General features: G+C 67.7%; 19 protein-coding genes. 4 read left to right on the top strand and 15 right to left on the bottom strand.

Going from position 1 to position 21,019, the window contains the following annotated elements; all coding sequences use genetic code 11:
• Positions 1–9 precede the first annotated feature (9 nt).
• From HMPREF3113_RS12970 to HMPREF3113_RS13030, 13 genes are all read right to left on the bottom strand, one after another.
• On the bottom strand, positions 10–1,353 hold the full coding sequence (locus HMPREF3113_RS12970; RefSeq protein WP_070473172.1) for a 3-carboxy-cis,cis-muconate cycloisomerase: 1,344 nt from the start codon (positions 1,351–1,353) through the stop codon (positions 10–12).
• Between the two features lie 68 nt (positions 1,354–1,421).
• Positions 1,422–1,985, bottom strand: coding sequence for a protocatechuate 3,4-dioxygenase subunit alpha (gene pcaG / locus HMPREF3113_RS12975; protein WP_070473175.1), 564 nt, complete (start codon positions 1,983–1,985; stop codon positions 1,422–1,424).
• A 4-nt stretch (positions 1,986–1,989) separates the two neighbouring features.
• Positions 1,990–2,700, bottom strand: a complete 711-nt coding sequence (gene pcaH / locus HMPREF3113_RS12980; RefSeq protein ID WP_019183122.1) for a protocatechuate 3,4-dioxygenase subunit beta — start codon at positions 2,698–2,700, stop codon at positions 1,990–1,992.
• 106 nt (positions 2,701–2,806) lie between these two features.
• The gene (gene pcaF / locus HMPREF3113_RS12985; RefSeq protein WP_070473239.1) at positions 2,807–4,015 is read right to left on the bottom strand and encodes a 3-oxoadipyl-CoA thiolase; all 1,209 of its coding nucleotides are present in this window, start codon (positions 4,013–4,015) and stop codon (positions 2,807–2,809) included.
• Positions 4,016–4,022: 7 nt separating this feature from the next.
• Complete coding sequence (locus tag HMPREF3113_RS12990) at positions 4,023–4,670, bottom strand: 3-oxoacid CoA-transferase subunit B (protein ID WP_046274345.1); 648 nt, start codon at positions 4,668–4,670, stop codon at positions 4,023–4,025.
• Positions 4,667–5,356: a 3-oxoacid CoA-transferase subunit A gene (locus tag HMPREF3113_RS12995; protein ID WP_019183125.1), complete on the bottom strand. Its 690-nt coding sequence runs from the start codon at positions 5,354–5,356 to the stop codon at positions 4,667–4,669. Before HMPREF3113_RS12995 ends, HMPREF3113_RS12990 begins: the two co-directional genes overlap by 4 nt.
• Positions 5,357–5,505: 149 nt before the next feature.
• The gene (locus tag HMPREF3113_RS13000; protein ID WP_019183127.1) at positions 5,506–6,825 is read right to left on the bottom strand and encodes an MFS transporter; all 1,320 of its coding nucleotides are present in this window, start codon (positions 6,823–6,825) and stop codon (positions 5,506–5,508) included.
• Between the two features lie 49 nt (positions 6,826–6,874).
• Positions 6,875–7,726, bottom strand: coding sequence for a type I 3-dehydroquinate dehydratase (aroD, locus tag HMPREF3113_RS13005; protein ID WP_070473178.1), 852 nt, complete (start codon positions 7,724–7,726; stop codon positions 6,875–6,877).
• A complete protein-coding gene (locus HMPREF3113_RS13010) occupies positions 7,726–9,021 on the bottom strand; it encodes a carbohydrate porin (RefSeq protein WP_070427184.1) in 1,296 nt (431 codons plus the stop codon). Before HMPREF3113_RS13010 ends, aroD begins: the two co-directional genes overlap by 1 nt.
• A gap of 21 nt (positions 9,022–9,042) precedes the next feature.
• Positions 9,043–10,554, bottom strand: a complete 1,512-nt coding sequence (locus HMPREF3113_RS13015) for a right-handed parallel beta-helix repeat-containing protein (RefSeq protein WP_070473242.1) — start codon at positions 10,552–10,554, stop codon at positions 9,043–9,045.
• 314 nt (positions 10,555–10,868) lie between these two features.
• The gene (locus HMPREF3113_RS13020; RefSeq protein WP_070473181.1) at positions 10,869–12,434 is read right to left on the bottom strand and encodes a protein adenylyltransferase SelO; all 1,566 of its coding nucleotides are present in this window, start codon (positions 12,432–12,434) and stop codon (positions 10,869–10,871) included.
• A 37-nt stretch (positions 12,435–12,471) separates the two neighbouring features.
• Positions 12,472–13,164 carry a glutathione S-transferase family protein gene (locus HMPREF3113_RS13025; protein ID WP_019183132.1) on the bottom strand — a complete coding sequence of 231 codons (693 nt, stop codon included), beginning with the start codon at positions 13,162–13,164 and terminating at the stop codon, positions 12,472–12,474.
• A 161-nt stretch (positions 13,165–13,325) separates the two neighbouring features.
• Positions 13,326–13,535 (bottom strand): cold-shock protein, encoded by a 210-nt coding sequence (locus tag HMPREF3113_RS13030; protein WP_017356920.1) that lies wholly within the window; start codon positions 13,533–13,535, stop codon positions 13,326–13,328.
• A gap of 301 nt (positions 13,536–13,836) precedes the next feature.
• Here HMPREF3113_RS13030 and HMPREF3113_RS13035 point away from each other — a divergent pair, with 301 nt between their 5' ends.
• The gene (locus tag HMPREF3113_RS13035) at positions 13,837–14,310 is read left to right on the top strand and encodes a YaiI/YqxD family protein (RefSeq protein WP_070473184.1); all 474 of its coding nucleotides are present in this window, start codon (positions 13,837–13,839) and stop codon (positions 14,308–14,310) included.
• A gap of 136 nt (positions 14,311–14,446) precedes the next feature.
• Here HMPREF3113_RS13035 and HMPREF3113_RS13040 read toward each other — a convergent pair whose 3' ends face one another.
• Entirely contained in the window at positions 14,447–15,331 is an 885-nt protein-coding gene (locus HMPREF3113_RS13040; RefSeq protein ID WP_070473187.1) for a pseudouridine synthase, read from the bottom strand.
• Positions 15,332–15,372: 41 nt separating this feature from the next.
• Between HMPREF3113_RS13040 and HMPREF3113_RS13045 the strand changes: the two genes are divergently transcribed.
• The 3 genes from HMPREF3113_RS13045 to HMPREF3113_RS13055 all read left to right on the top strand — a co-directional run bounded on the left by HMPREF3113_RS13045 (position 15,373) and on the right by HMPREF3113_RS13055 (position 19,281).
• Entirely contained in the window at positions 15,373–15,924 is a 552-nt protein-coding gene (locus HMPREF3113_RS13045; protein ID WP_019183135.1) for a YaeQ family protein, read from the top strand.
• A gap of 10 nt (positions 15,925–15,934) precedes the next feature.
• Positions 15,935–17,119: a BaiN/RdsA family NAD(P)/FAD-dependent oxidoreductase gene (locus HMPREF3113_RS13050; protein ID WP_070473190.1), complete on the top strand. Its 1,185-nt coding sequence runs from the start codon at positions 15,935–15,937 to the stop codon at positions 17,117–17,119.
• A gap of 92 nt (positions 17,120–17,211) precedes the next feature.
• Positions 17,212–19,281: an EAL domain-containing response regulator gene (locus HMPREF3113_RS13055; protein WP_019183137.1), complete on the top strand. Its 2,070-nt coding sequence runs from the start codon at positions 17,212–17,214 to the stop codon at positions 19,279–19,281.
• Positions 19,282–19,448: 167 nt separating this feature from the next.
• Here HMPREF3113_RS13055 and fabV read toward each other — a convergent pair whose 3' ends face one another.
• Entirely contained in the window at positions 19,449–20,708 is a 1,260-nt protein-coding gene (fabV, locus tag HMPREF3113_RS13060; RefSeq protein ID WP_070473193.1) for an enoyl-ACP reductase FabV, read from the bottom strand.
• Positions 20,709–21,019 lie beyond the last annotated feature (311 nt).

Raw genomic sequence — 21,019 nt, forward strand, 5'->3', positions numbered from 1 at the left:
ATGATTGGATCAACGCTGCGCCAGTACGCGGTCGATCCAGGTATCGGCCATGCCGCGCCAGCTGTCGGGTGCGAACAAAGCGTCCAGTTGCGTGGGCGACAACTGCGCGGTGACCTCGGGGATCTGCGCGAGCACGTCACGCAGGTGCTGGTGCTGCGCAAGAGCCTGGCGCGCGGCGTGTTCCACCAGCGCGTGTGCAGCAGACTTTCCCATTACTTCGGACAGCGTCACCGCCACCGCCTCGGCATAGAGCAGGCCGCCGTGGCTGTCCAGGTGCTGCTGCATGCGTGCGCGGTCAAGCTGCAGGCCCTGCAGCACTACCGTTACCTGGGCCAGGCTGCCAGCGCACAGGCGCACGATCTCGGGCACGGTTTCCCACTCGGCATGCCACTGCCCAGCGGCGCGCTCGTGCGGCTGCGGCATCGCCACGAACAGCGTGGACAGCAGACCCGGCACCCGGCTGGCCGCCGCGATCGCCGCCACGCAGCCGACCGGGTTGCGCTTGTGCGGCATGGCCGAAGAACCGCCCTTGCCCTCGCCGGCCGGCTCGAACGCCTCGGCCACTTCGGACTGCATCAGCAGCACGATATCGGTGGCGATCTTGCCCAGCGTGCCGGTCAATAAGGCGAACGCGCTGCCGAACTCGGCCACGCGATCGCGTGCGGTGTGCCAGGGCAAGGAAGGCACCGGCAACCCAAGCTCCTCGCCCAGCGCCTGGGCCACGTCCAGGCCGCGCGTCTGCAGCGATGCCAACGTGCCCGCGGCACCGCCGAACTGCAGCACCAGCGTATCGGCATGCAGGGCCTGCAGGCGACGCCGGCTGCGCTGCAGTGCATCGAGCCAGCCGGCGGCCTTCAGGCCGAAGGTCACCGGCACCGCCTGCTGCAGCAGCGTGCGGCCGGGCAAACCGGTACCGCGTTCGGCATCGGCCAATCCCGCCACGGCATCGCAGAGCAGCTGCAGGCGGTCCTGCACCCAGCCCAGTGCGGCGCGCAACTGCAGCACCGCGCCGGTGTCGATGATGTCCTGGCTGGTCGCGCCCCAATGCACCCACCGCGCTGCCTCGGCGCTGTCGCGTGCCACCTGCGCGGTCAACGCCTTGACCAGCGGAATGGCGGGATTGCCGGCCAGCGCCGTTGCACGGCCCAGCGCTGACACGTCATACAGCGCGGCCTGGCACGCCGCTTCGATCGGCCCCAACGCCGCGGCGGGGATCACCGCACAGCGCACCTGCGCCCGTGCGAGCGCGGCTTCAACATCGAGCATCGCCTGCAACCGCGCGGTGTCGGTGAACACCGCATCGACCTCCGGCGCACCGAACAGGCCACCGAGCAGGGAGTAGGAATCGCTCATCACGCGCCATCCATTCACAGTAGGAACCAGCTTACCCGCGCGCGGTCGGCGCGACGTGCAGGGCGGGCTCAGTAATCAAAGAAGACCGTTTCCAGCTCACCCTGCATGCGCACGTCCCAGTGGTACAGGCCATTGCCCTGGGCCTGTGCGATGAGGGTGGCGCGGCGCTCGGCCGGCACCAGGGCCAGGATCGGATCCTCGGCAGTGCCGGGGGCGTCGCTGAAATACAGGCGCGCACTGGCCGCCCGCAGCAGGCCGCGCATGAACACCAGCACCATCAGGTGCGGCGCCTGCGCCTGGCCCTTTGGCCCTGCGACGCTGCCCGGGCGCACCGTGGTGAAGGCAAAGCGCCCCTGCTCATCGGTCGGCACTCGGCCCCAGCCGTCGAACGCTGGATCGTGATCGGCATGCCGCGGGTCTTCCGGGTGCGCATAGATGCCCTGCGCATCGGCCTGCCAGATTTCCAGCACGGCATCGGACACGGGAACGCCCAGGCCATCGAACACCTGCCCCTGCACCTGCACGCGCTCACCCTGCGCCTGTGCCGGTGCGATATCGGTGCGGTACAGCGGTTCCAGGCCCAGGCGGTAGTACGGGCCCACGGTTTGCCACGGAGTGGATTGGAAACTCATCTGCTTACTCCCACACGGTCATTTTGCGGCCGCGCAGGACGATATCGAAACGATAGCCCAGCGCGAATTCGTTCTCGGTGTTTTCCCAATCGAACGAAGACACCATGCGCGCGCGGGCCTTGTCATCGTCCACGCAGTTGTAGATCGGATCGAACGCCAGCAGCGGATCGCCGGGGAAGTACATCTGGGTGACCAGACGCTGCCCGATGCCCTCGCCATGCAGCGAGAAATGGATGTGCGCCGGCCGCCACGCGTTGAAGTGGTTGCGCCACGGATACGCGCCCGGCTTGATGGTGGTGAAGCGGTAGCGACCGTGATCATCGGTGAGCACCTGGCCGGTACCGGTGAAGTTGGGGTCCAGCGGTGCGTCGTGCTGGTCGCCCTTGTGCAGGTAGCGGCCGGCGGCGTTGCACTGCCACACCTCGACCACGCGGTTGCGGACCGGGCGCCCGTTCTCATCCAGCACCCGGCCACTGACCACGATGCGCTCGCCCAGCGGCTGGCCCTTGAAGCCGGCGGTCAGGTCGGCCGCGTGCTTGCCCAGGGTGATGCGGTCCAGGGCGGGCCCGGTCACTTCGGACAACGTGGCCGGAATCCGGATCGGATCGCGCCCCGGGCCGCGCAGGCGCGTGGAGGCATACGGCAGATGGATGCGGTCCGGCTGGGTGCCGGGATACGGCCTGCGGTAACCGCGCAGGTCAGTGGGATCGCTCATGGCGTACTCCAGTTGGCGGGCGGCCGGAAGACCGCGGCTGTGGTGCTACGGCACGCTGCCACGCCGAGGCGACAGCGGCCGTGAAGCGGAAAAGTGGAAAACGGATTCAGACGCGCTCGATCGCCAGCGCCACGCCCTGGCCGACACCGATGCACATGGTGGCCAGGCCGCGTCGGCCACCGCTGGCCTCCAGCTGGCGCAGCAGTGTGAGTGCCAGCCGCGCGCCGCTCATGCCCAGCGGATGACCGAGCGCGATGGCGCCGCCGTTGGCATTGACGTGCGCGGCATCGTCGGCGAGCCCAAGCTCGCGCAGGCAGGCCAGCCCCTGCGAGGCGAAGGCCTCATTGAGCTCGATCGCATCGAAATCGCCGATGCCCAGGCCCAACCGGGCCAGCAGGCGCCGGGTGGCCGGCACCGGACCCATGCCCATGATCGCCGGCTCCACGCCGGCGCTGGCAAACCCGAGGATGCGCGCGCGCGGCGTCAGCCCCAGCGCCTGTACCTGCGCACCGGAGGCCAGCAGCAATGCGGCCGCACCATCGTTGATGCCCGAGGCATTGCCGGCCGTGACGGTGCCCGGCTGGCGGAACAGCGGCTTGAGCCTGGCCAGCGCCTCGATCGTGGTATCGGCACGCGGGTGTTCGTCGTGCGCCACGCGCACGCTTTCGCCGCGCTTGCGGCCCGGCGCATCAACCGCGACGATCTCGCCCTCGAAGAATCCGCGCTGCTGGGCCGCAGCGGTGCGCTGCTGGCTGCGCAGCGCAAAGGCATCCTGGTCCTCGCGCGAGATCGCGTAGCGCTCGGCGACATTTTCCGCGGTCTGGCCCATGGTTTCCACGCCGTGCAGCTCGCGCAGGCGCGGGTTGATGAAGCGCCAGCCCATGGTGGTGTCTTCCAGGGTCTGGTCACGCGCGAACGCGGCACCCGGCTTGCCCATCACCAGCGGCGCACGCGACATCGATTCGCCCCCCCCGGCGATGGCCAACCCGAGTTCGCCAGCGGCGATGCCGCGGGCCACCGTGCCGATCGCATCCAGGCCCGAGCCGCACAACCGGTTGACGGTGCTGCCCGGCACGCTGACCGGCAGACCGGCCAACAACAGGCTCATCCGTGCCACGTTGCGGTTGTCCTCGCCGGCCTGGTTGGCACAGCCCAGGTACACCTCTTCGATCAGCGCCGGGTCCAGCTGCGGGTGACGTGCCAGCAGCGCCTTGATCGGAAGCGCGCCCAGGTCGTCGGCACGGATGCCGGACAGCGCACCGGCATAACGGCCGATCGGGGTGCGGATACCATCGACGATATAGGTTTCGTGCAGGCTCATGTCAGGCTCCTTCACGCATCTGCAGCGGCAGGCCGGTCAGCTCGCACAGCTGCGCCAGCGTCACCCCGTCGACCATCTCCAGCACCGTCGCGCCGTCCTTGCCCAGGTCGAACACGGCGACATCGGTATAGACCCGCGAGACGCAGCGCAGCCCGGTCAGCGGGTAGCTGCATTCGGCCACCAGCTTGCTCTGCCCCTGCTTGGTGAGCAGGTCCATCATCACGAAGACCTGCTTGGCGCCAATCGCCAGATCCATCGCACCACCTACCGCCGGAATCGCATCGGCCGCACCGGTGCTCCAGTTGGCCAGGTCGCCCTGCGCCGAGACCTGGAACGCACCGAGCACGCAGATATCCAGGTGGCCGCCGCGCATCATCGCGAACGAATCGGCATGGTGGAAATAGCAGCCACCGGTGAGCAGGGTGACCGGCTGCTTGCCGGCGTTGATCAGGTCCGGGTCCTCATCACCGGCGGCCGGTGCCGGGCCCATGCCCAGCAGCCCGTTCTCCGACTGCAGGAAGATCTCCTTGTCGGCCGGCAGGAAGTTGGCCACCGTGGTCGGCAGACCGATGCCCAGATTCACGTAGGCACCTTCGGGGATGTCCCGCGCAACGCGGGCGGCCATCTGTTCGCGGCTGAGGCGGTTCATGCGCGCGCTCCTGCACCGGTGGACGCGGGAAGTTCGACCACCCGCTGCACGAAGATCCCCGGGGTCACCACCGCCTCGGGATCGAGTTCACCCAGCGGCACCACCGATTCAACCTGGACGATCGCACAGCGCGCGGCCATCGCCATCAGCGGGCCGAAATTGCGCGCGGTCTTGCGGTAGACCAGGTTGCCCCAGCGGTCGCCATGGTGCGCTTTGATCAACGCGAAGTCGGCATGCAGCGGATACTCGAGCACGTAATGGCGGCCGTCGATTTCGCGGGTTTCCTTGCCTTGTGCAAGCTCGGTGCCGTAACCGGTGGGGGTGAAGATCGCGCCCAGCCCCGAGCCGGCCGCATGGATGCGCGCGGCCAGGTTGCCCTGCGGCACCAGCTCCAGCTCGATCTCGCCGGCGCGGTAGGCCGCATCGAAATGCTGCGAATCGGACTGGCGTGGGAACGAACAGATGATGCGACGCACGCGCTTGTGCTGGATCAGTGCGGCCAGCCCGCTGTCGCCGTTGCCGGCGTTGTTGTTGATGATGGTCAGCCCGCGCGCGCCCTGCGCGATCAGGGCATCGATCAGCGCGTCGGGCATGCCGGCGGTACCGAAGCCGCCGATCATCACCGTTGCGCCGTCGTGGATATCGGCCACCGCTGCGTCAGCGCTGGCCACGGTCTTGTCGATCACTGCATTGCTCCTTGCCACGCGCTGCGATGCGCGGCCACCTGCGGGAAGACTCTGGAGGTGACCATGGTGCGCAGCGCACTCCGCACGGTCAATCCGATATTCGGCCACTTGATTCGATAATCGCACATCATCGTCATGCGCCGCGGCGCTCAGGTACGCGTCTGGCCAACGCCGACGCGCAGGCCCAGGCAGGCCCACGCAGCCAGTGCCAGCGGCAGCGCGCACAGCACGTACAGCGCTGCCGGCGACCACCCCGCATCGACGAGCAGGCCAACACTCAGCGGCGAGAGAATCGCGCCGACACGCCCGATGCCGATCGCCCAGCCAAGGCCGGTGGTGCGCACGTCCGCCGCGAACACCACCGGCGCGGCCGCGTACAGCCCGGCCATCGCACCGAACAGCGCTGCGCCGATGACGAACGCGATCGGGAAGGCGATCTCCAGGCGGGTGTTGAAGGCGGCGAACAGCAGCATCGCCAGCATGGCCAGTACCAGGCTGGCTGCGGTCAGCCGCGACAGTGCCCAGCGCGAGGCGAGCCAGCCGAACAGGCTGCCACCCACGATGCCCCCGAGATTGAGCAGCACGCCGCCGGTGATGCCCTGCTGCGCCGAGACGCCGGCCGAGACCAGCAGTTTCGGGGTCCAGCTCAGGACGAAGTAGAACGCGAACATGTGCAGGAAGAAGGCCAGCGCGATCAGTACCGCCACCCGGCGCAGGTCGCCCACGAACAGTGCGGCATAGCCTTTGCGTCCATCGGCACGCACCGGTGCCGGCGGCAGTGCCTGCAGCGCCGGCATGCGCATGCGCACCAGCAACGCATTGAGCCGCGGCAAGGCATCTTTCGGCCGCCGCGCGACCAGGAAGTCCAGCGATTCGGGCAGGCAGGCCAGCACCAGCGGAATGCACAGCAGCGACGCACCGGCGCCGATCAGGAACACGCTGTGCCAGCTGAAATGCTCCAGCATCCACGCCGCCAGCAGGCCGCCGAGGGTGGCCCCGATGGGATACCCGGTGGCCTGCATCGCCACCGCCGTGCTGCGCCATTTAGCGTTGGCATACTCGGCCGTGATCACCCCTACCCCGGCCAGCATGCCGCCGATGCCGATGCCGGTGAACACACGCAGTGCCGCAAGCTGCCAGGCATTGGCGGCCAGCGCCGATGCGGCCATGCCCACCGTCAGGATGACCAGGCAGAGCATGATCATCGGCCGGCGGCCCCAGCGGTCGGCCAGCGGCGCGAGCAGGAACGAGCCCAGTGCCATCCCGACCAGGCCCGCACTGAGCATGATGCCCAGCACCTTGCCCGACAGCCCCCAGTCGGCCGATACGTGCGGCGCGGTGAAGGCCATCACCATCACATCGAAGCCATCGAGCATGTTCAACAGCACGCAGATCGCGATGGCGGTCCACTGGAAGGGGCTCATCCGCTCGAGCACGAGCGGGGAAGCGGAGGCGGCGGCATGGCTCATACAAGGATCCTGCGACAACGTAATGCGGAGGGTGTCCGGCGGGGAGGTCTCAACGACCGGCCTGGCTGGAGGCATGGATGACCTGGAGCACCGACTGCAGCTGGTCGACCTCGACCTGGCCCGGGGCCGAAGGCGTGCCGATCATGCCGAAGGTCAGTGCCTGGCCGAAGGTCTCACCGGCCAGCCGGGAGACCACGCCGGTCCCGCCCATGGACATGGTCAGCAGCGGCTTGCTGCTGCGCTGGCGGACCTGCCAGGTGGCATCCAGCAGGGTGAGCACATCACCCGCGTCGTGCGGCATCACCGCGATCTTGAGCACGTCCGCACCCATCGCATCCTGCCGCAGCAGCCGCGCGATGATTTCCTCGCGGGCGGGCGTGGCGTGGAAGTCGTGGCTGGACATCACCACCTTCACCCCGGCCTTGTGTGCCTGCTCGACCAGGGCCGCGACCCGGGCCGGGTCGCGGAACATCTCCACGTCGATCAACTGGGCGAACTGGCCACGCAGCAGCGTGGTGTACAGCGCGGCATAGTCTGCATCGCTGATCGGCTTGCTTCCGCCTTCGGCCTGGGTGCGGAAGGTGACGATCATCGGCTTGCCGTCCAGCGTGCGCGCGATGCGCTTGCCGAGCGCGACCAGCGCCTTGCCGTCGGTGGCGATGTCCAGGTAATCGATGCGCCATTCGGCCAGGTCGGTGGCCGGGCTGGCCGCGATCGCCGCCGCCTGCTGCAGCGCCAGTTCGGCGGTGGCGCCGGTGATCGGCACGATGGTGCGCGGCGCGCCTTCACCGATGCGCAGCGCACCGACCTGCAACGGCGTCACCGCCGGTGGGGCGGCCTGCGCAACGGATGCCACGCCGCCCAGCACGGCGGCCAACAGATAGGGAGTGAGCACGCGCATCAGAAGGTGACCTTGGTCTGTACACCCAACGCCCAGGCGTTGTCGGTGCGGGTATAGGCGAACGTGCCGGGATTGACGATGTACTGCACGTCCGGGCGGATCATCAGCCAGGGCGTGACCTGGATGCTGTAGGACAGCTCGAACAGTTCTTCTGCCTGGCTGAGCTGGTACAGCGGCGAATCGCCCGGCACGCCCATGCCGACGAGATCGGCGCGGCGCGCATCGACCAGGCGGCGGTTGATGTCCGCACCGACATAGCCCAGCGCGATGCTGTCCTGCGCGCGCGAGCCGATGCCTTGGTAGACACCGCCCAGCGCATACCAGCGCCTGATCTGCGCGGTATCGGTGTCGGACACCATGTACTGCGCGAACGCGGTCAGCCCGCGCTGCGGATCCCCTGCTTCGCGGGTCAGGCGCTGCTCGGCCAGCACGTAGGCACCGTGGCGCCCCGTGGTCGGCGAGGTATCCAGGCCACGCTGGTTGACCCGTGAGGTGTCGTAGTAGCCACCGAACTTGTACACGCCCGGATGGGCGCCGCCCTTGTCCGGCGTCCAGGTCACCTCCACCGGGAACAGCGAGCCGGTGGTACCCGAGACGAACGGACGGAAGGCATTGCGTTCGATGTTGCCGCCCAGATTGGGGTTGACCTGGAACCACCCGGTGCGCACGTTCAGCGCCGGGCTGACCTGCTGGGCCACTTCACCCCCCCAGCGCGCCGTGGGGTAGTTGTACCAGCCGCTGTTGCCGGACATCGCCAGCGGATGCGCACAGAACGCCGCATTGACGAAGTGGGTCAGCAGGCTGTGCAGGCCGAACTGGTTGCCCATCGCGTAGTAGCCCAGCTTGAAATACGACTGGCCGGCGTTGAAGGTCTGGTCGTAGCTGGCTTCGGTGAGGCGGGTGTACTGGCCACCGTAGGCCTCCTGGATCGGGAAGCGGTTGCCGACCAGATCGGCCGAGGTGCTGTTGCCGCGACGGTCGTTGAGGGTGACGTGGAACGCGCCGCCGCTCCAGCCGGCCAGTGTGCCCATGTCCAGATCCACGCCCACGCGCACCTGCTGGGCATAGCGCGCGCCGGTTCGGCCATAACCGCCGTCGACCACGCCCATCGCCTCGCCGACATAGTCGCCGCGGAAGCGGATGCCACGTTCGTCCAGCGCGGTGCGGGTGCCACCCCAATCGCCGGTGAGGGTGGCGCCGTCGTAGCGGTTGGCGGACTGTGCGGCGGCCAACGCCGGGCACAGCAGCGCCGTGGCGACCAGCGTGGATAGAGAGGTTCGGATCAGAGCAGCCATGGGTGTGTCTCGAAGAGGGAGTCAGCGCAGCGACAGCGGCGCGCTGAGGGGCGAGGTCGCGCCCAGCGCGGAAGTCGCGGTGGCGGTCACGGTGGCGATCTCGGCCGTCTCGCCGGTGGTCGGCAGCGCCAGCGTGAAGCGGCCCTGCCCCTGTGCATCGGTGATCGCCTCGACGTTGCCGAGCAGGCGTTCGGCTTCGCGACCGTGCGCGGCGCGGTTGCCGAAGAGCTCCAGCTGATAGCGCTGCGCTGGCATGCCCTGGAAGACCCCCTGCACCGTGCGCGCGGCACCCTTGCCGTGCACGGCCTGCAGCGTCGGGGCGGCCTGGCCGAGATTGGGGGCCGGTTGGCACTCGGCCTGCCCCGGCGCGGTGCAGATACGCGCACGCTTGGCCGGATCGTTGTCCACCCCGCGCCCGCGCGAACCGATGAAGCTGGCGTGCTCCAGCCCCGGCACCCCGAACACGATGGCGCCGCGCGGCTGGTCCTTGACGCACGCACCACCGGCTTCACAACGCTCGATCTTCAGCCCGTTATCGAAGATACGGTTGGCGCTGAAGCGATTCGGTGCGCTGACCGGTTGCGGCCGCACCGCGATGCCGATGCCATTGCCGGTGATGGTGTTGCCGTCCACCACGTTCCCGCTGCCGGTGATGCTCAGGCCGATCGAATTGCCGGTGAAGGTATTGGCCGCGATGTAGTTGCGGTTGCCCCAGTTGATCTGCAGGCCGTCGGAATAATCGACGAAGCGGTTGCGCACCACCGTGTTGTCATTGCCCCACAGGATCTCGATGCCCTGCGACGGTTCGGGATTGGCGGCGGTGGACTGGAACAGGTTGTCGGCCACCAGGTTCCAGGCTGCACCGCGGGTCAGCTCCAGCCCATCGCCGTTGTCCACGAACTGGTTGCGCACGATCCGGTTGTGCACCGTGGTGGTGGCGGTGGACTGGCCCTTGCCGTCGTCGCCGGTGAGCATGATGCCGGCGCCGCCCTTGTTGGCGACGATGCGGTTGTCGTGGATCTCGCTGTGGCTGCTGCGGTTGATCAGCACCCCGATGCAGAAATTGCGGATCTCCAGCCCGGTCAGTTCGACGCCGCGGGTATCACGAAGCACCAGTCCCGGCAGCGTGGTGGTACGCACGTTGGTGCCGGACTGGCCCGGTTCGGTCCCCGGGCAGGCATCGGTGCCGCTGCCGGTGACATAGGACGAGCCGTCGATGGCGACGTACTGCCCATCGCGTGCCCACGGCGTGCCGACGATCTGCACCGGCCCGACGATCTCCGGCAGCGGCGTGGCCGGACGGATCACGTACGGCGCATTGCCCACCGCGGCAATCTCGATCCGGTAGCGCCCCGGCGCCTGGTTGGCGGTGCTGATCGCCCAGCGCAACGAGCCCGGGTTGGCATCATCGGCATAGCGCTCCACCTTCAGCACCTCAAGCGCCGTGCGCGCAGGCTCGGCCTGGAAGGCCTGTGCCAGCGACGGCAGCACGGCAAGCAGGGACAGGGAAACAGCAGACAGACGGCAACGCATGCGCATACTCCGCACAGGGAAAGGAACTCCGGCGGTCTTCCCCTGCACCTGGCTTCAGTACCGGTTCGGTACTGCCCTCGCCCGCCAGAGGTGGATCGCTTGGAACGGGATTGAAAGTAGGTTTATCGCACTGCACCATTCAAGTGCGTTTATCGACTATGTGTGCGATTATCGAACATCGCCCGTACGACCATTGTCGTAGACGCAGGCTCGGCGACGCGCACGGCCCAGCATCAGCCAGGCGGCATCAAGGCAGAATTCACGGGTGGAAACGTCCGATGGCGGGCAGCAACCAGGGCATCGCCCGCACTGCGCTATGAGCTGCAGGACAGCATCGAGCAGCCGGCCTTCTCACGGGCCCACTCGGGCCGCTTGCCCGCGAAGTGCTCCCGCCCGGGCTGTACCTCATACGGGCGTCGCAACACCTCCAGCAGCGTGTGCACACCGCTCGGATCGCCCTGCTCGGCCTGCTCGATCGCTTCCTGGGCCAGCCAGTTGCGCAGCACGTACACCGGGTTGGCGCGGCCCATCTGCTGCTCCCGCGCCTGCGCGCTCAGCCCATCGGCGCGCAGCCGCGCCGCGTACTGCTGCAGCCACGCCTGCAATGACGGCAGCACCGCTTCCCGGCGTGCCGGGCTGTAGAACGCGTCTTCCAGCACCGCCACCGACGGCGCGGCGGGATCGAGATCCATCAGGCCACGGAAGGCGATGGTCATGTCCATCTCCCCCTCGTGCAGGATCTCCAGCCACGCGCCCATCAGCGCCACATCGTCATCGCGGCAGGTGTCCAGGCCCAGCTTGGCGGCGATGTCGGCGCGCTCGCATTCGGCGTGCACCTGCTGGAAACGCGCCAGCCCGTCATGCAGCGGGGTGACATCCTCGAACAGCGGTGCCAATGCCTGCGCGAGCCGGGTGAGATTCCAGTACGCCACCTGCGGCTGCGTGCCGAAGCGATACCGCCGGCCCTGCGCATCGGTGGTGTTGGGGGTCCACTCCGGATCGTAGTCCTCTACCCAGCCATACGGGCCGTAATCGATGGTGAGACCCAGAATCGACAGGTTGTCGGTGTTCATCACGCCGTGCACGAACCCTACGCGCATCCAGTGCGCGACCAGGACGGCGGTGCGTTCGCAGATCTCGGCGAACCAGCGTGCATGGCGCGCCTGGCCGGCGTCGGCCAGCGCAGGGAAATCACGCGCGATGCAGACATCGGCCAGTTGCCGCAACAACGGGGTGTCGCCGCGCGAGGCCGGCAGTTCGAACGTGCCGAAACGGATGAAGGACGGCGCGACGCGGCAGACGATCGCGCCGGGTTCGGCCTGCGGATGACCGTCATAGAACATGTCACGCACGACCGCATCGCCGGTGCCGACCAGGCTTAACGCGCGCGTGGTCGGCACGCCGAGGTGATGCATCGCCTCGCTGCACAGGAACTCGCGGATCGACGAGCGCAGCACCGCACGCCCATCGGCACCGCGCGAGTAAGGCGTGCGCCCGGCGCCCTTCAACTGCAGTTCCCAGTGCGCCCCTTCCGGGGTGAGCAGTTCGCCCAGCGAGATCGCACGGCCATCGCCGAGCTGCCCCGCCCAGTGGCCGAACTGATGCCCACCGTAGTTGGCCGCCCACGGTGCCATCCCGGCATATAGCGCATTGCCGCCGAACACCCGTGCGAAGTCCTCGCTCTGGATCAGGTCCTCGCCCATGCCCAGCAGCGCGGCCACGTCCGGCGAGTACGCCAGCAGCTGTGGGGCGGCGACCGGGGTCGGCATCACCGAGGACCACGCGGCCTGGCGCACCTCGCGCACGCGCGGGCCGGTTTCCGGATCGCCGGGCAGGTCACGGATGAAGCGGTTATCGAAACGCAGGGGCTGGGTGCTCATCCGCATGAAATGGGGGCAGCCGGGCTGCCCCGCAAGCTCAGCGTGAACCGCCGCCGAGGTTCAACGGACCGCCTCGCTCCACTGCACGCTGGTAGGCCGGGCGCTGTTCGATCCGGGTCAGGTAGGACTGCAGCCGCGGATAGGCGGCCATATCGCCCCCTCTCGCGGCGGCGGCCTGGATCGGGAAACTCATCTGGATGTCCGCTGCGGTGAAGCGCTCACCGGCAAACCACGGCGACTGGCCCAGCTCGCGCTCCATCCAGTCCATGTGCAGCTTCACCTGCGGCCCCACGAACCCCTTCAGCGCCTTGTCGGCGATGGAGCGTGCGATCGGCTTGGCGAAGAACGGCATCGGCGCATTGCGCAGCCGCGAAAACACCAGCGTCATCACCAGCGGCGGCATCGCCGAGCCTTCGGCGTAGTGCAGCCAGTAGCGATAACGCACGCGTTCGGGCGCCTGGGCCGGCATCGGCTCGGGCGAGAGCTGGCGGCCGCTGTCATAGCGGTCGGCCAGGTATTCCAGGATCGCGCCGGATTCAGCCAATACCAGTGCATCGTCCTGCAGCACCGGGGACTTGCCCAGCGGGTGCACGTCACGCAGCGCCTGCGGTGCCAGCCAGGTCTTGGGATCGCGCTGGTAGTTGACCACCTGATACGGCAGGCCCAGCTCTTCAAGCATCCACAGCACGCGCAGCGAGCGCGAGTGGTCCAGATGGTGCACCTTGATCATCGACGGTTCCGCAGGGGCAAAGCGGCATCGTAACCGGGTGGCTGACACGGTGACGTCTTCAACCTGCGCCGCGTCGACCAGGGCCAGGCATCGCCCAATAAAAAACGCCGGAAGCTTTCGCTTCCGGCGTTCAAGGCGACCTTACGGTTGCGGGGGGTCGATTAGACCGCCTGCACCTGGTCAGCCTGCATACCCTTCTGGCCCTGCACGGCGACGAAGGTCACCTTCTGGCCTTCCTGCAGCGACTTGAAGCCGGTGCCCTGGATCGCGCGGAAATGCACGAAGAGGTCCGGGCCGCTTTCCGGGGTGATGAAGCCGAAGCCCTTGGCGTCGTTGAACCACTTCACGGTGCCCTGCTGACGATCAGACATGTACTAACTCCTGAAACAATAGTTGAAATAATCGCGGCCGCCGCGTATCGGAGCCGAGACTGAGTTGCAGGCGTTGGTAAAGCGGATCGATGAGCAGATCGTGAGATCAACTGCACCAGGCCACGATTCACGGTGACCCTAGCAAACACAGTGTGGGTGACGATACTCGTGTTTTACCGAAAAAGCGATAGCTGGTTTATTCAGCCATCCTCCCCCTCCCGCCTGACAGGACAAGGGGTCGGGCGATCCTACACGAAACCGGAGCCCCTATTCAGATTTTTCCTACCTTAAGATCAGCCAAATGACCGATGCCCCGACCCCTAAAGTTCATATCTGGGTGGACGCCGATGCCTGCCCGGCCGTCATCAAGGAGATCCTGTTCCGCGCCGCCGAGCGGGCCAGGATCGAAATGACCCTGGTCGCGAACCACTGGCTGCGCACTCCCCCGTCCCGTTTCATCCGATCGGTACAGGTGCCGCCAGGCCTGGATGTGGCTGACAGCGTGATCGTCGAGCGGGTCCAGCCGGGCGACCTGGTCGTCACGCAGGACATCCCCTTGGCCGCCCTTGTCTTGGATAAAAAGGCCGTCGCGCTCAACCCGCGTGGCGAGCTGTACACGCCCGACAACATGGCCGAGCGGCTGTCGATGCGCAATTTCATGGAGGAACTGCGCGGCTCGGGCATCCAGACCGGCGGGCCGGCGCCCCTGCACGCGCGCGACAAACAGGCCTTCGCCGCGCAGCTGGATCGTTGGCTGGCCAAGCGTTCAGTGTGATGAACCGCCAACTGGATGAAGGTCCGACGTGGCCCAGGGCCGGTAGCGGTAGTGCCGGCCGCTGGCCGGCTCCTCCTCAACACCTGCTGACGACAGGATCTACCCATGGACCCTGGCAGCCGGCCAGCGGCCGGCCCTACAGGTGGAGCGACAGCCCGCTGGAGAACGTGCGCCGCTCTCCGGTGAACGGGTCATCGAACGCCAATTCCTTGGCCAGCAACTGCAGCGGCACCCCCGCCGGCGCATCCGCGAGCAGCTCCGGGTACAGATCGTCCCCGAGGATCGGCGCGCCCAGCCCCGCCATGTGCACGCGCAACTGGTGCTTGCGGCCACTCACCGGGTGCAGCCGGTAGCGCCAGACCGGCCCGGTGCGCTCGATCACCTCGATGCGGGTCCGGGCATTGGGCTCACCGGGCACCTCGGCCATGCGGAAGAACGGCTCGCCCGGGAGCAGACGGGTATGGCGCTCCAGCGGGAACGCCAGGCTGGGCAGTGCGGGCGCCAAGGCTTCGTAAGCCTTCTCGATACGGCGTTCGCGGAACAGGCGCTGGTAGGCGTCGCGGCTCGCTGGCCGGGTCGAGAACAGCACCAGCCCGGCGGTCAAGCGGTCCAGGCGGTGCAGCGGCACCAGGTCCGGGTTGCCGGTGCGCGCCACCAGCCGCGCCAGCAGGGTCTCGCGCACGTAGCCGCCCGCCGGGGTGACCGGCAGGAAGTGCGGCTTGTCGGCCACCAGCAGCTCCGCGTCCTGATGGACGATGGCCTCGGCGAAGGGAATCACCGGCTCATCCGCAACTTCACGGAAGTAGACGATCTCCAGCCCGACCTGCCAGGGATGATCCGGAGCGAGCGCCCTGCCCTGCGCATCCTGCACGCGCCCACGGGCGAAGCGGCCCACCCACTGCGCGCGGTCGATGCGCGGGAAGCGCGCACACAGCCCGTCCAGCAGGCTCGGCCAGTCGCCGGGGGGCAACTGCAGGCGACTGGGCGCGGGGGTGGCAAGGATCGGATCGGACGGACTCATGGCGAACCATTATCATGGCGCTCTTTGTTTCAGGTATCCCCATGGCCCTCACCGCCACCATCCGCAAGGCCGAACTGCAGATCAGCGACATGGACCGCGGCTACTACGCCAGCCATACGCTGACGCTGGCCCAGCATCCGTCCGAAACCGACGACCGCCTGATGGTGCGCCTGCTCACCTTCGCGCTGAACGCCGACGACCGGCTGGAATTCGGCCGCGGCCTGAGCGTGGATGACGAACCGGACCTGTGGCGCCGCGATTACACCGGCGACATCGAACTGTGGATCGAACTGGGCCAGCCGGACGAGTCGCGCCTGCGCAAGGCCGCCGGCCGCGCGCGCGCGGTGCAGCTGGTCACCTACGGAGGCCGCGCCGCCGACATCTGGTGGGACCGCAACGCTTCCGCGCTGAAGAAGCTCGCCACGCTGGAGGTGATGGACCTCCCGGGCGAGTTCGTCACCGAATGGGGCGCGCAGATCGAACGCACGATGCAGTGGGACGTGCAGATCCAGGACGGCGAAGTGCAGTTGACCTCCGACAAGGCCCAGCTCAGCGTCATCCCCACCTGGCGCAAGCAGAAGCCGCAGGCCTGAGCGCGCTGAGATGTCCGTGATCCGATGCGATGTACTGGTGATCGGCGCCGGCGCGGCCGGGCTGATGTGTGCGATGACCGCTGGCAGACGCGGGCGCATGGTGCAGGTGATCGACCATGCCAACAAGGTCGGCAAGAAGATCCTGATGTCCGGCGGCGGGCGCTGCAACTTCACCAACACCGGCACCACGGCCGCCAACTTCCTGTCGGCCAATCCGCACTTCTGCAAATCCGCGCTGGCCCGTTATACCCCCTGGCACTTCATCGAGATGGTGGAGCGGCACGGCATCGCATATCACGAAAAAGAACTGGGCCAGCTGTTCTGCGACATCTCCTCCAAGCAGATCGTGAAGATGCTGGTGGACGAATGCCAGGCCGCCGGGGTGCAGATCCGCACCGACTGCGGGGTGCAGAAGGTCGAGCGCGGCGCGGACGGTTTCCACGTACACACCGCGCAGGGTCACTTCCACGCCGCCTCGCTGGTGGTCGCCACCGGTGGCTTGTCGATCCCGAGCATGGGCGCCACCGGCTTCGGCTATGAGCTGGCCCGCCAGTTTGGCCACGAGGTTCTGCCGACCCGGGCCGGGCTGGTGCCGCTGACCTTGAGCGGCAAGCACCAGGAGCGCTTCAACGAGCTCAGCGGCGTCGCCCTGCCGATCGAGGCACGCTGCAACGGGGTCGAGTTCCGCAATTCCATGCTGATCACCCACCGCGGCATCAGCGGCCCGGCGATCCTGCAGATCTCTTCGTACTGGCAGCCCGGCGATGAGCTGCGGCTGGACCTGCTGCCGGGCCAGGACGCGCTGGGCTGGCTGCGCCGGATGAAGGCCGAGCGCGGCGCCGCCGAGCTGCGCACGGTGCTGTCCGAGGTGCTGCCGCGGCGGCTCGCGCTGCGCCTGTGCGAGCACTGGCTGCCGGACCGGCTGGTGCGCCAGATCGATGAGCCGCAGCTGCGCGAGGCGGCCGATCTGCTGCAGAATTTCCCGCTGGTGGCCAGTGGCACCGAGGGCTACCGTACCGCCGAGGTGACGCTGGGCGGGGTCGACACCCGCAAGGTGTCCTCCAGTACCTTTGAATCGCAACTGGTTCCCAGCCTGCACTTCATCGGGGAGGTGCTGGACGTGACCGGCTGGCTGGGGGGCTACAACTTCCAGTGGGCCTGGGCCTGTGGCCATGCCGCGGGCAGCGTGGCCTGAGCCGGGACCCGCGTTCCGTGATCGGCTACGGTTTGCCGCATGGACGTAGTCACACGCATCGTGTATCAAGTTTGCAGTCCGGGGAGTACTGAATGCAGAACGCGAATGACATGACGGTCCGCCTGCTGATCGTGGACGACAGCGGCGAGAACGCCGAGACCATCGTCAGCACGCTGCGCAACAGCGGCATCGCGGTGCGCCCGACGCGCCCGCAGCACAGCGAGGAACTGGCCCACGTCCTGGGCACCCAGCCGATCGACCTGGTACTGGTCGCTGCCGCCCAGAGCATCCCGCTGCTGCAGGTCACCCAGCAGATCGCGGCCAGTGGCAAGGACATCCCCATGATCCTGCTGGCCGAGTCGATCAATGAAAACGAGTGGGTCGAGGCCGGTGCCAACGGCATCCGCGCCATCGCCCTGCGCCACCGCCCCGAGCACCTGCTGGCGGTGGTGCGCAATGAATGGACCGATCTGCACGCGCGCCGCGGGCTGCGCCGGATCGAGGCCCAGATGCGCGAGACCGAGCGCCGCTGCGACGCGCTGATCTCCTCCTCGCGCGACCCGATCGCCTATGTCCATGAAGGCATGCACATCCGCGCCAACGAGGCCTACCTGGAGATGTTCGGCTACGAGACCTTCGAGGATGTGGAGGGCATCTCGCTGCTGGACATGGTCGCCCCGCAGCACGTGGACGGCTTCAAGCAGCTGCTCAAGTCGATGAGCAAGGGCGATGCACCGCCGCCGCAGTACCAGGTGGACGCACGCAACCAGGACGGGGCGGTGTTCCCGGCCACGATGGAGTTCACCCAGGCCAGCTACGAAGGCGAATCCTGCCTGCAGGTGGTGTTCCGCCGCCGCATGGAGTTCGACCCGGAGCTGGCGCGCGAGGTCGAGGACCTGCGCCAGCGCGACCAGGTCACCGGCCTGCTCAACCGACCGACCTTCATGCTGCATGTCGAAAATGCCGTGGCCCAGGCCGGCCGCAGCGAGGGCCGGTTCGGCCTGCTGCTGGTCGAGCCCGACCACTATGCGCGCCTGCTGCCGGAGATCGGGCTGGACTCGGCCGACGCGCTGATCGGCGCCCTCGCCCGCGTGCTGGCCCAATCCGTTGGCGACGCTGCCCAGGTGGCCCGCTTCGGTGAACACAGCTTCGCCGTGCTGACCGAAGCACCCTACGCGCAGACCGTCGCCTTGGCCGACCAGATCCGGGCCGCCTTCGCCGCGCAGGTGTTCAGCATCGGCGAGCGCTCGGCCACGGTCACCGTCAGCGTCGGCGGCGTGCAGGTCGGCGAAAAGATCGCCAGCATCGGCCAGGTGCTGGCCCGCGCCACCGAGTGCACGCAGGCAGCCCTGGAACTGGGCAACACCACCCGGGTGTTCGACCCGGCGGCAGTGGACCGCGTGGAAGAAGAGCGCATCCAGCACTGGGTCGCACGCATCCGCCAGGCGCTGGACGGCGATGGCTTCCAGCTGCATTACCAGCCGGTGCTCAACCTGCAGGGCGAAGCGCTGGAGTTGTACGAGGCCTACCTGCGCCTGGAGCACAACGGCGAGCTGCTCAGCCCGACCGCGTTCCTGGGCATCGCCGAGGAACACGGCCTGCTGGCCGACATCAACCGCTGGGTGGTCACCCACGCGATCGGCATGCTCGCCGCACGCAGGCGCGAGGGCCACGTCACCCACCTGATGGTCAAGATCACCCCGGAGTCGTTCAACGACCCGCAGATGATCGTCACCCTGCGCCGCGAGCTGCAGGCCCAGGGCGTGCCGGGCGAACAGCTGTGGCTGCATGCCCCGGAGGCAAAGGTATTCACCCACCTGCGCAATGCGCAGCAGTTCCTGGCGGCGATCGCGCCGCTCGGCTGCCGGATCGGCCTGGAGCAGTTCGGCTCGGGGCTGGACTCGTTCCAGCTGCTGGCCCATTTCCAGCCGCAGTTCCTCAAGCTGGACCGCGACTTCACCTGCGACCTCGCCAGCACCCGCGAACACAGCGGGAAGATCAGCGAGATCACCGCGCGGGCGCAGGCCGCCAACATCCGCACCATCGCCGAGTTCGTCGCCGATGCCAACTCGATGAGCCTGCTTTTCAGTGCCGGGGTGGACTACGTGCAGGGCGACTTCGTCGGCCCGGCCGGCCCGGTGATGGATTTCGATTTCAGCTGATTGGGAGCGTCACGACCAACGGTCGTGACCTACCCTCTTCCGCGCATCAATGGGCGCAGCGCGCGGGCATCATTGGGCCCACCGCACGTGCATCGATGGGGTCACCGCGCGTGCATCTGTGGCCGCGCGGGTAGATGCCGACCGTTGGTCGGCATCATTCCTTCCGGTCAGGCCATCTCGACCAGGTTCGGGATCTTCACATCGGTCGCGACGTCGGCGTCGTAATCCACGCCTTCCACACCGAACCCGAACAGACGCAGGAAATCGGCCTTGTAGCCGGCCAGATCGCTGATCTCGTAGAGGTTCTCGTTGGTCACCTGCGGCCACAGCGCGACCACTTCGCCCTGCACCTCCGGCGCCATTTCCTTGTAGTCCGCGCGCAGACGGCCGGCGTCATCGATCAACTCGACCTTGCGGCCGCCATCGGTGACCAGGTCGTGGCGCAGGCGCTCGGTCGCGGTGCCCGCGTCCTTGCCGCCATAGAGGATGTCGTACAGGGTATCGAGCTGTTCGATGCAGCCCTCGTGGGTGCCCTTGGCCTTCATCACCTTGAACAGCAGCGACAGGTACAGCGGCATGGTCGGGATCGCCGAGCTGGCCTGGGTGACCACGGCCTTGAGCACCGATACGCGCGCATCGCCACCGATCGGTGCCAGCTTCTGACGCAGGCCGACGACCTTCTCGTCCAGATCCTTCTTGGCCGCGCCGATGGAACCGTTCCAGTAGATCGCCTGGGTGATTTCCTCACCGACGTAGGTGAAGGCCGTGGTGGTCGCGCCTTCGGCCAGCACACCGGCCTCGAGCAGCGCATCGATCCACATCTGCCAGTCTTCGCCGCCCATGACGGCGACGGTACCGGCGATCTCTTCCGGCGTGGCCGGCTCGATCGTGGTTTCGGTGATCACTTCCTTGTCGGTATCCAGGCCGCGCAGCGTGATCGGTGCGCCGATCGGCTTGAGCGTGGAGCTGATCACTTCACCGGTCCTGGGATGCTTGCGGCGCGGCGCGGCCAGGCTGTACACCACCTGGTCGACCTGGCCGAGATCCTGCTTGATCAGCTCGATGACCTTGGCCTTGACCTCGTCGGAGAAGGCATCGCCGTTGACGCTCTTGGCGTACAGACCGGCCTGCTCGGCGTACTTGTGGAACGCGGCGGTGTTGTACCAGCCGGCGGTGCCGGGCTTGGTCTCGGTGCCCGGGCGCTCGAAGAACACACCCAGCGTGGCAGCATCACTGCCGAACGCTGCCGTGATGCGCGCAGCCAGGCCGTAGCCGGTGGAGGCACCGAGCACCAGCACCTTCTTCGGGCCGTTGGTGATCTTCGGCTTGGACTGGATGTACTCGATCTGCTGCTTGACGGCCGCATCGCAGCCGACGGGATGGGTGGTGACGCAGATGAAGCCGCGCACACGCGGTTTGATGACCATGTAAACCTCGAGGGGACTGGCGCAGGGCGGACCGGCGCGATGAAAAGGGAGGTCGCGCGCCACCTGGGCGGCTGCGCGGAACGCAAGGGATCGTAGTGCGCAGCGCCGCTGAGTACAACCGACGGGGGTGTATGTTCCTCGTGGCCTGGGACCGGTGAGGGCAGGTCGGGACGCGCCGTGAATCCGTCCGTGGAGGCTCGACACCCGCATCCATGCGGGTGACGGTCCCGCCCTGCCCTCACCGGCCCCTGCCCGACACAGGGTCGCTGCGGACGTAGAGCAGCCACGCATGGCGTGGCTCTTATCTCTTG

Origin of the sequence: Stenotrophomonas sp. HMSC10F06 (assembly GCF_001807865.1) — a bacterium.
Taxonomy (GTDB): Bacteria; Pseudomonadota; Gammaproteobacteria; order Xanthomonadales; family Xanthomonadaceae; genus Stenotrophomonas; species Stenotrophomonas bentonitica_A.

Excerpts from the sequence above, each read along its gene's own strand:
- HMPREF3113_RS13015 (WP_070473242.1), bottom strand. The coding sequence starts at position 10,554 with ATGCGTTGCCGTCTGTCTGCTGTTTCCCTGTCCCTGCTTGCCGTGCTG.
- HMPREF3113_RS13010 (WP_070427184.1), bottom strand. The coding sequence starts at position 9,021 with ATGGCTGCTCTGATCCGAACCTCTCTATCCACGCTGGTCGCCACGGCG.
- HMPREF3113_RS13040 (WP_070473187.1), bottom strand. The coding sequence starts at position 15,331 with ATGAGTCCGTCCGATCCGATCCTTGCCACCCCCGCGCCCAGTCGCCTG.
- HMPREF3113_RS13020 (WP_070473181.1), bottom strand. The coding sequence starts at position 12,434 with ATGAGCACCCAGCCCCTGCGTTTCGATAACCGCTTCATCCGTGACCTG.
- HMPREF3113_RS13045 (WP_019183135.1), top strand. The coding sequence starts at position 15,373 with ATGGCCCTCACCGCCACCATCCGCAAGGCCGAACTGCAGATCAGCGAC.
- HMPREF3113_RS13025 (WP_019183132.1), bottom strand. The coding sequence starts at position 13,164 with ATGATCAAGGTGCACCATCTGGACCACTCGCGCTCGCTGCGCGTGCTG.
- HMPREF3113_RS13055 (WP_019183137.1), top strand. The coding sequence starts at position 17,212 with ATGCAGAACGCGAATGACATGACGGTCCGCCTGCTGATCGTGGACGAC.
- HMPREF3113_RS12990 (WP_046274345.1), bottom strand. The coding sequence starts at position 4,670 with ATGAACCGCCTCAGCCGCGAACAGATGGCCGCCCGCGTTGCGCGGGAC.
- HMPREF3113_RS13000 (WP_019183127.1), bottom strand. The coding sequence starts at position 6,825 with ATGAGCCATGCCGCCGCCTCCGCTTCCCCGCTCGTGCTCGAGCGGATG.
- HMPREF3113_RS13035 (WP_070473184.1), top strand. The coding sequence starts at position 13,837 with ATGACCGATGCCCCGACCCCTAAAGTTCATATCTGGGTGGACGCCGAT.
- fabV (WP_070473193.1), bottom strand. The coding sequence starts at position 20,708 with ATGGTCATCAAACCGCGTGTGCGCGGCTTCATCTGCGTCACCACCCAT.
- HMPREF3113_RS13030 (WP_017356920.1), bottom strand. The coding sequence starts at position 13,535 with ATGTCTGATCGTCAGCAGGGCACCGTGAAGTGGTTCAACGACGCCAAG.
- HMPREF3113_RS13050 (WP_070473190.1), top strand. The coding sequence starts at position 15,935 with ATGTCCGTGATCCGATGCGATGTACTGGTGATCGGCGCCGGCGCGGCC.
- pcaH (WP_019183122.1), bottom strand. The coding sequence starts at position 2,700 with ATGAGCGATCCCACTGACCTGCGCGGTTACCGCAGGCCGTATCCCGGC.
- pcaG (WP_070473175.1), bottom strand. The coding sequence starts at position 1,985 with ATGAGTTTCCAATCCACTCCGTGGCAAACCGTGGGCCCGTACTACCGC.
- aroD (WP_070473178.1), bottom strand. The coding sequence starts at position 7,726 with ATGCGCGTGCTCACTCCCTATCTGTTGGCCGCCGTGCTGGGCGGCGTG.
- HMPREF3113_RS12970 (WP_070473172.1), bottom strand. The coding sequence starts at position 1,353 with ATGAGCGATTCCTACTCCCTGCTCGGTGGCCTGTTCGGTGCGCCGGAG.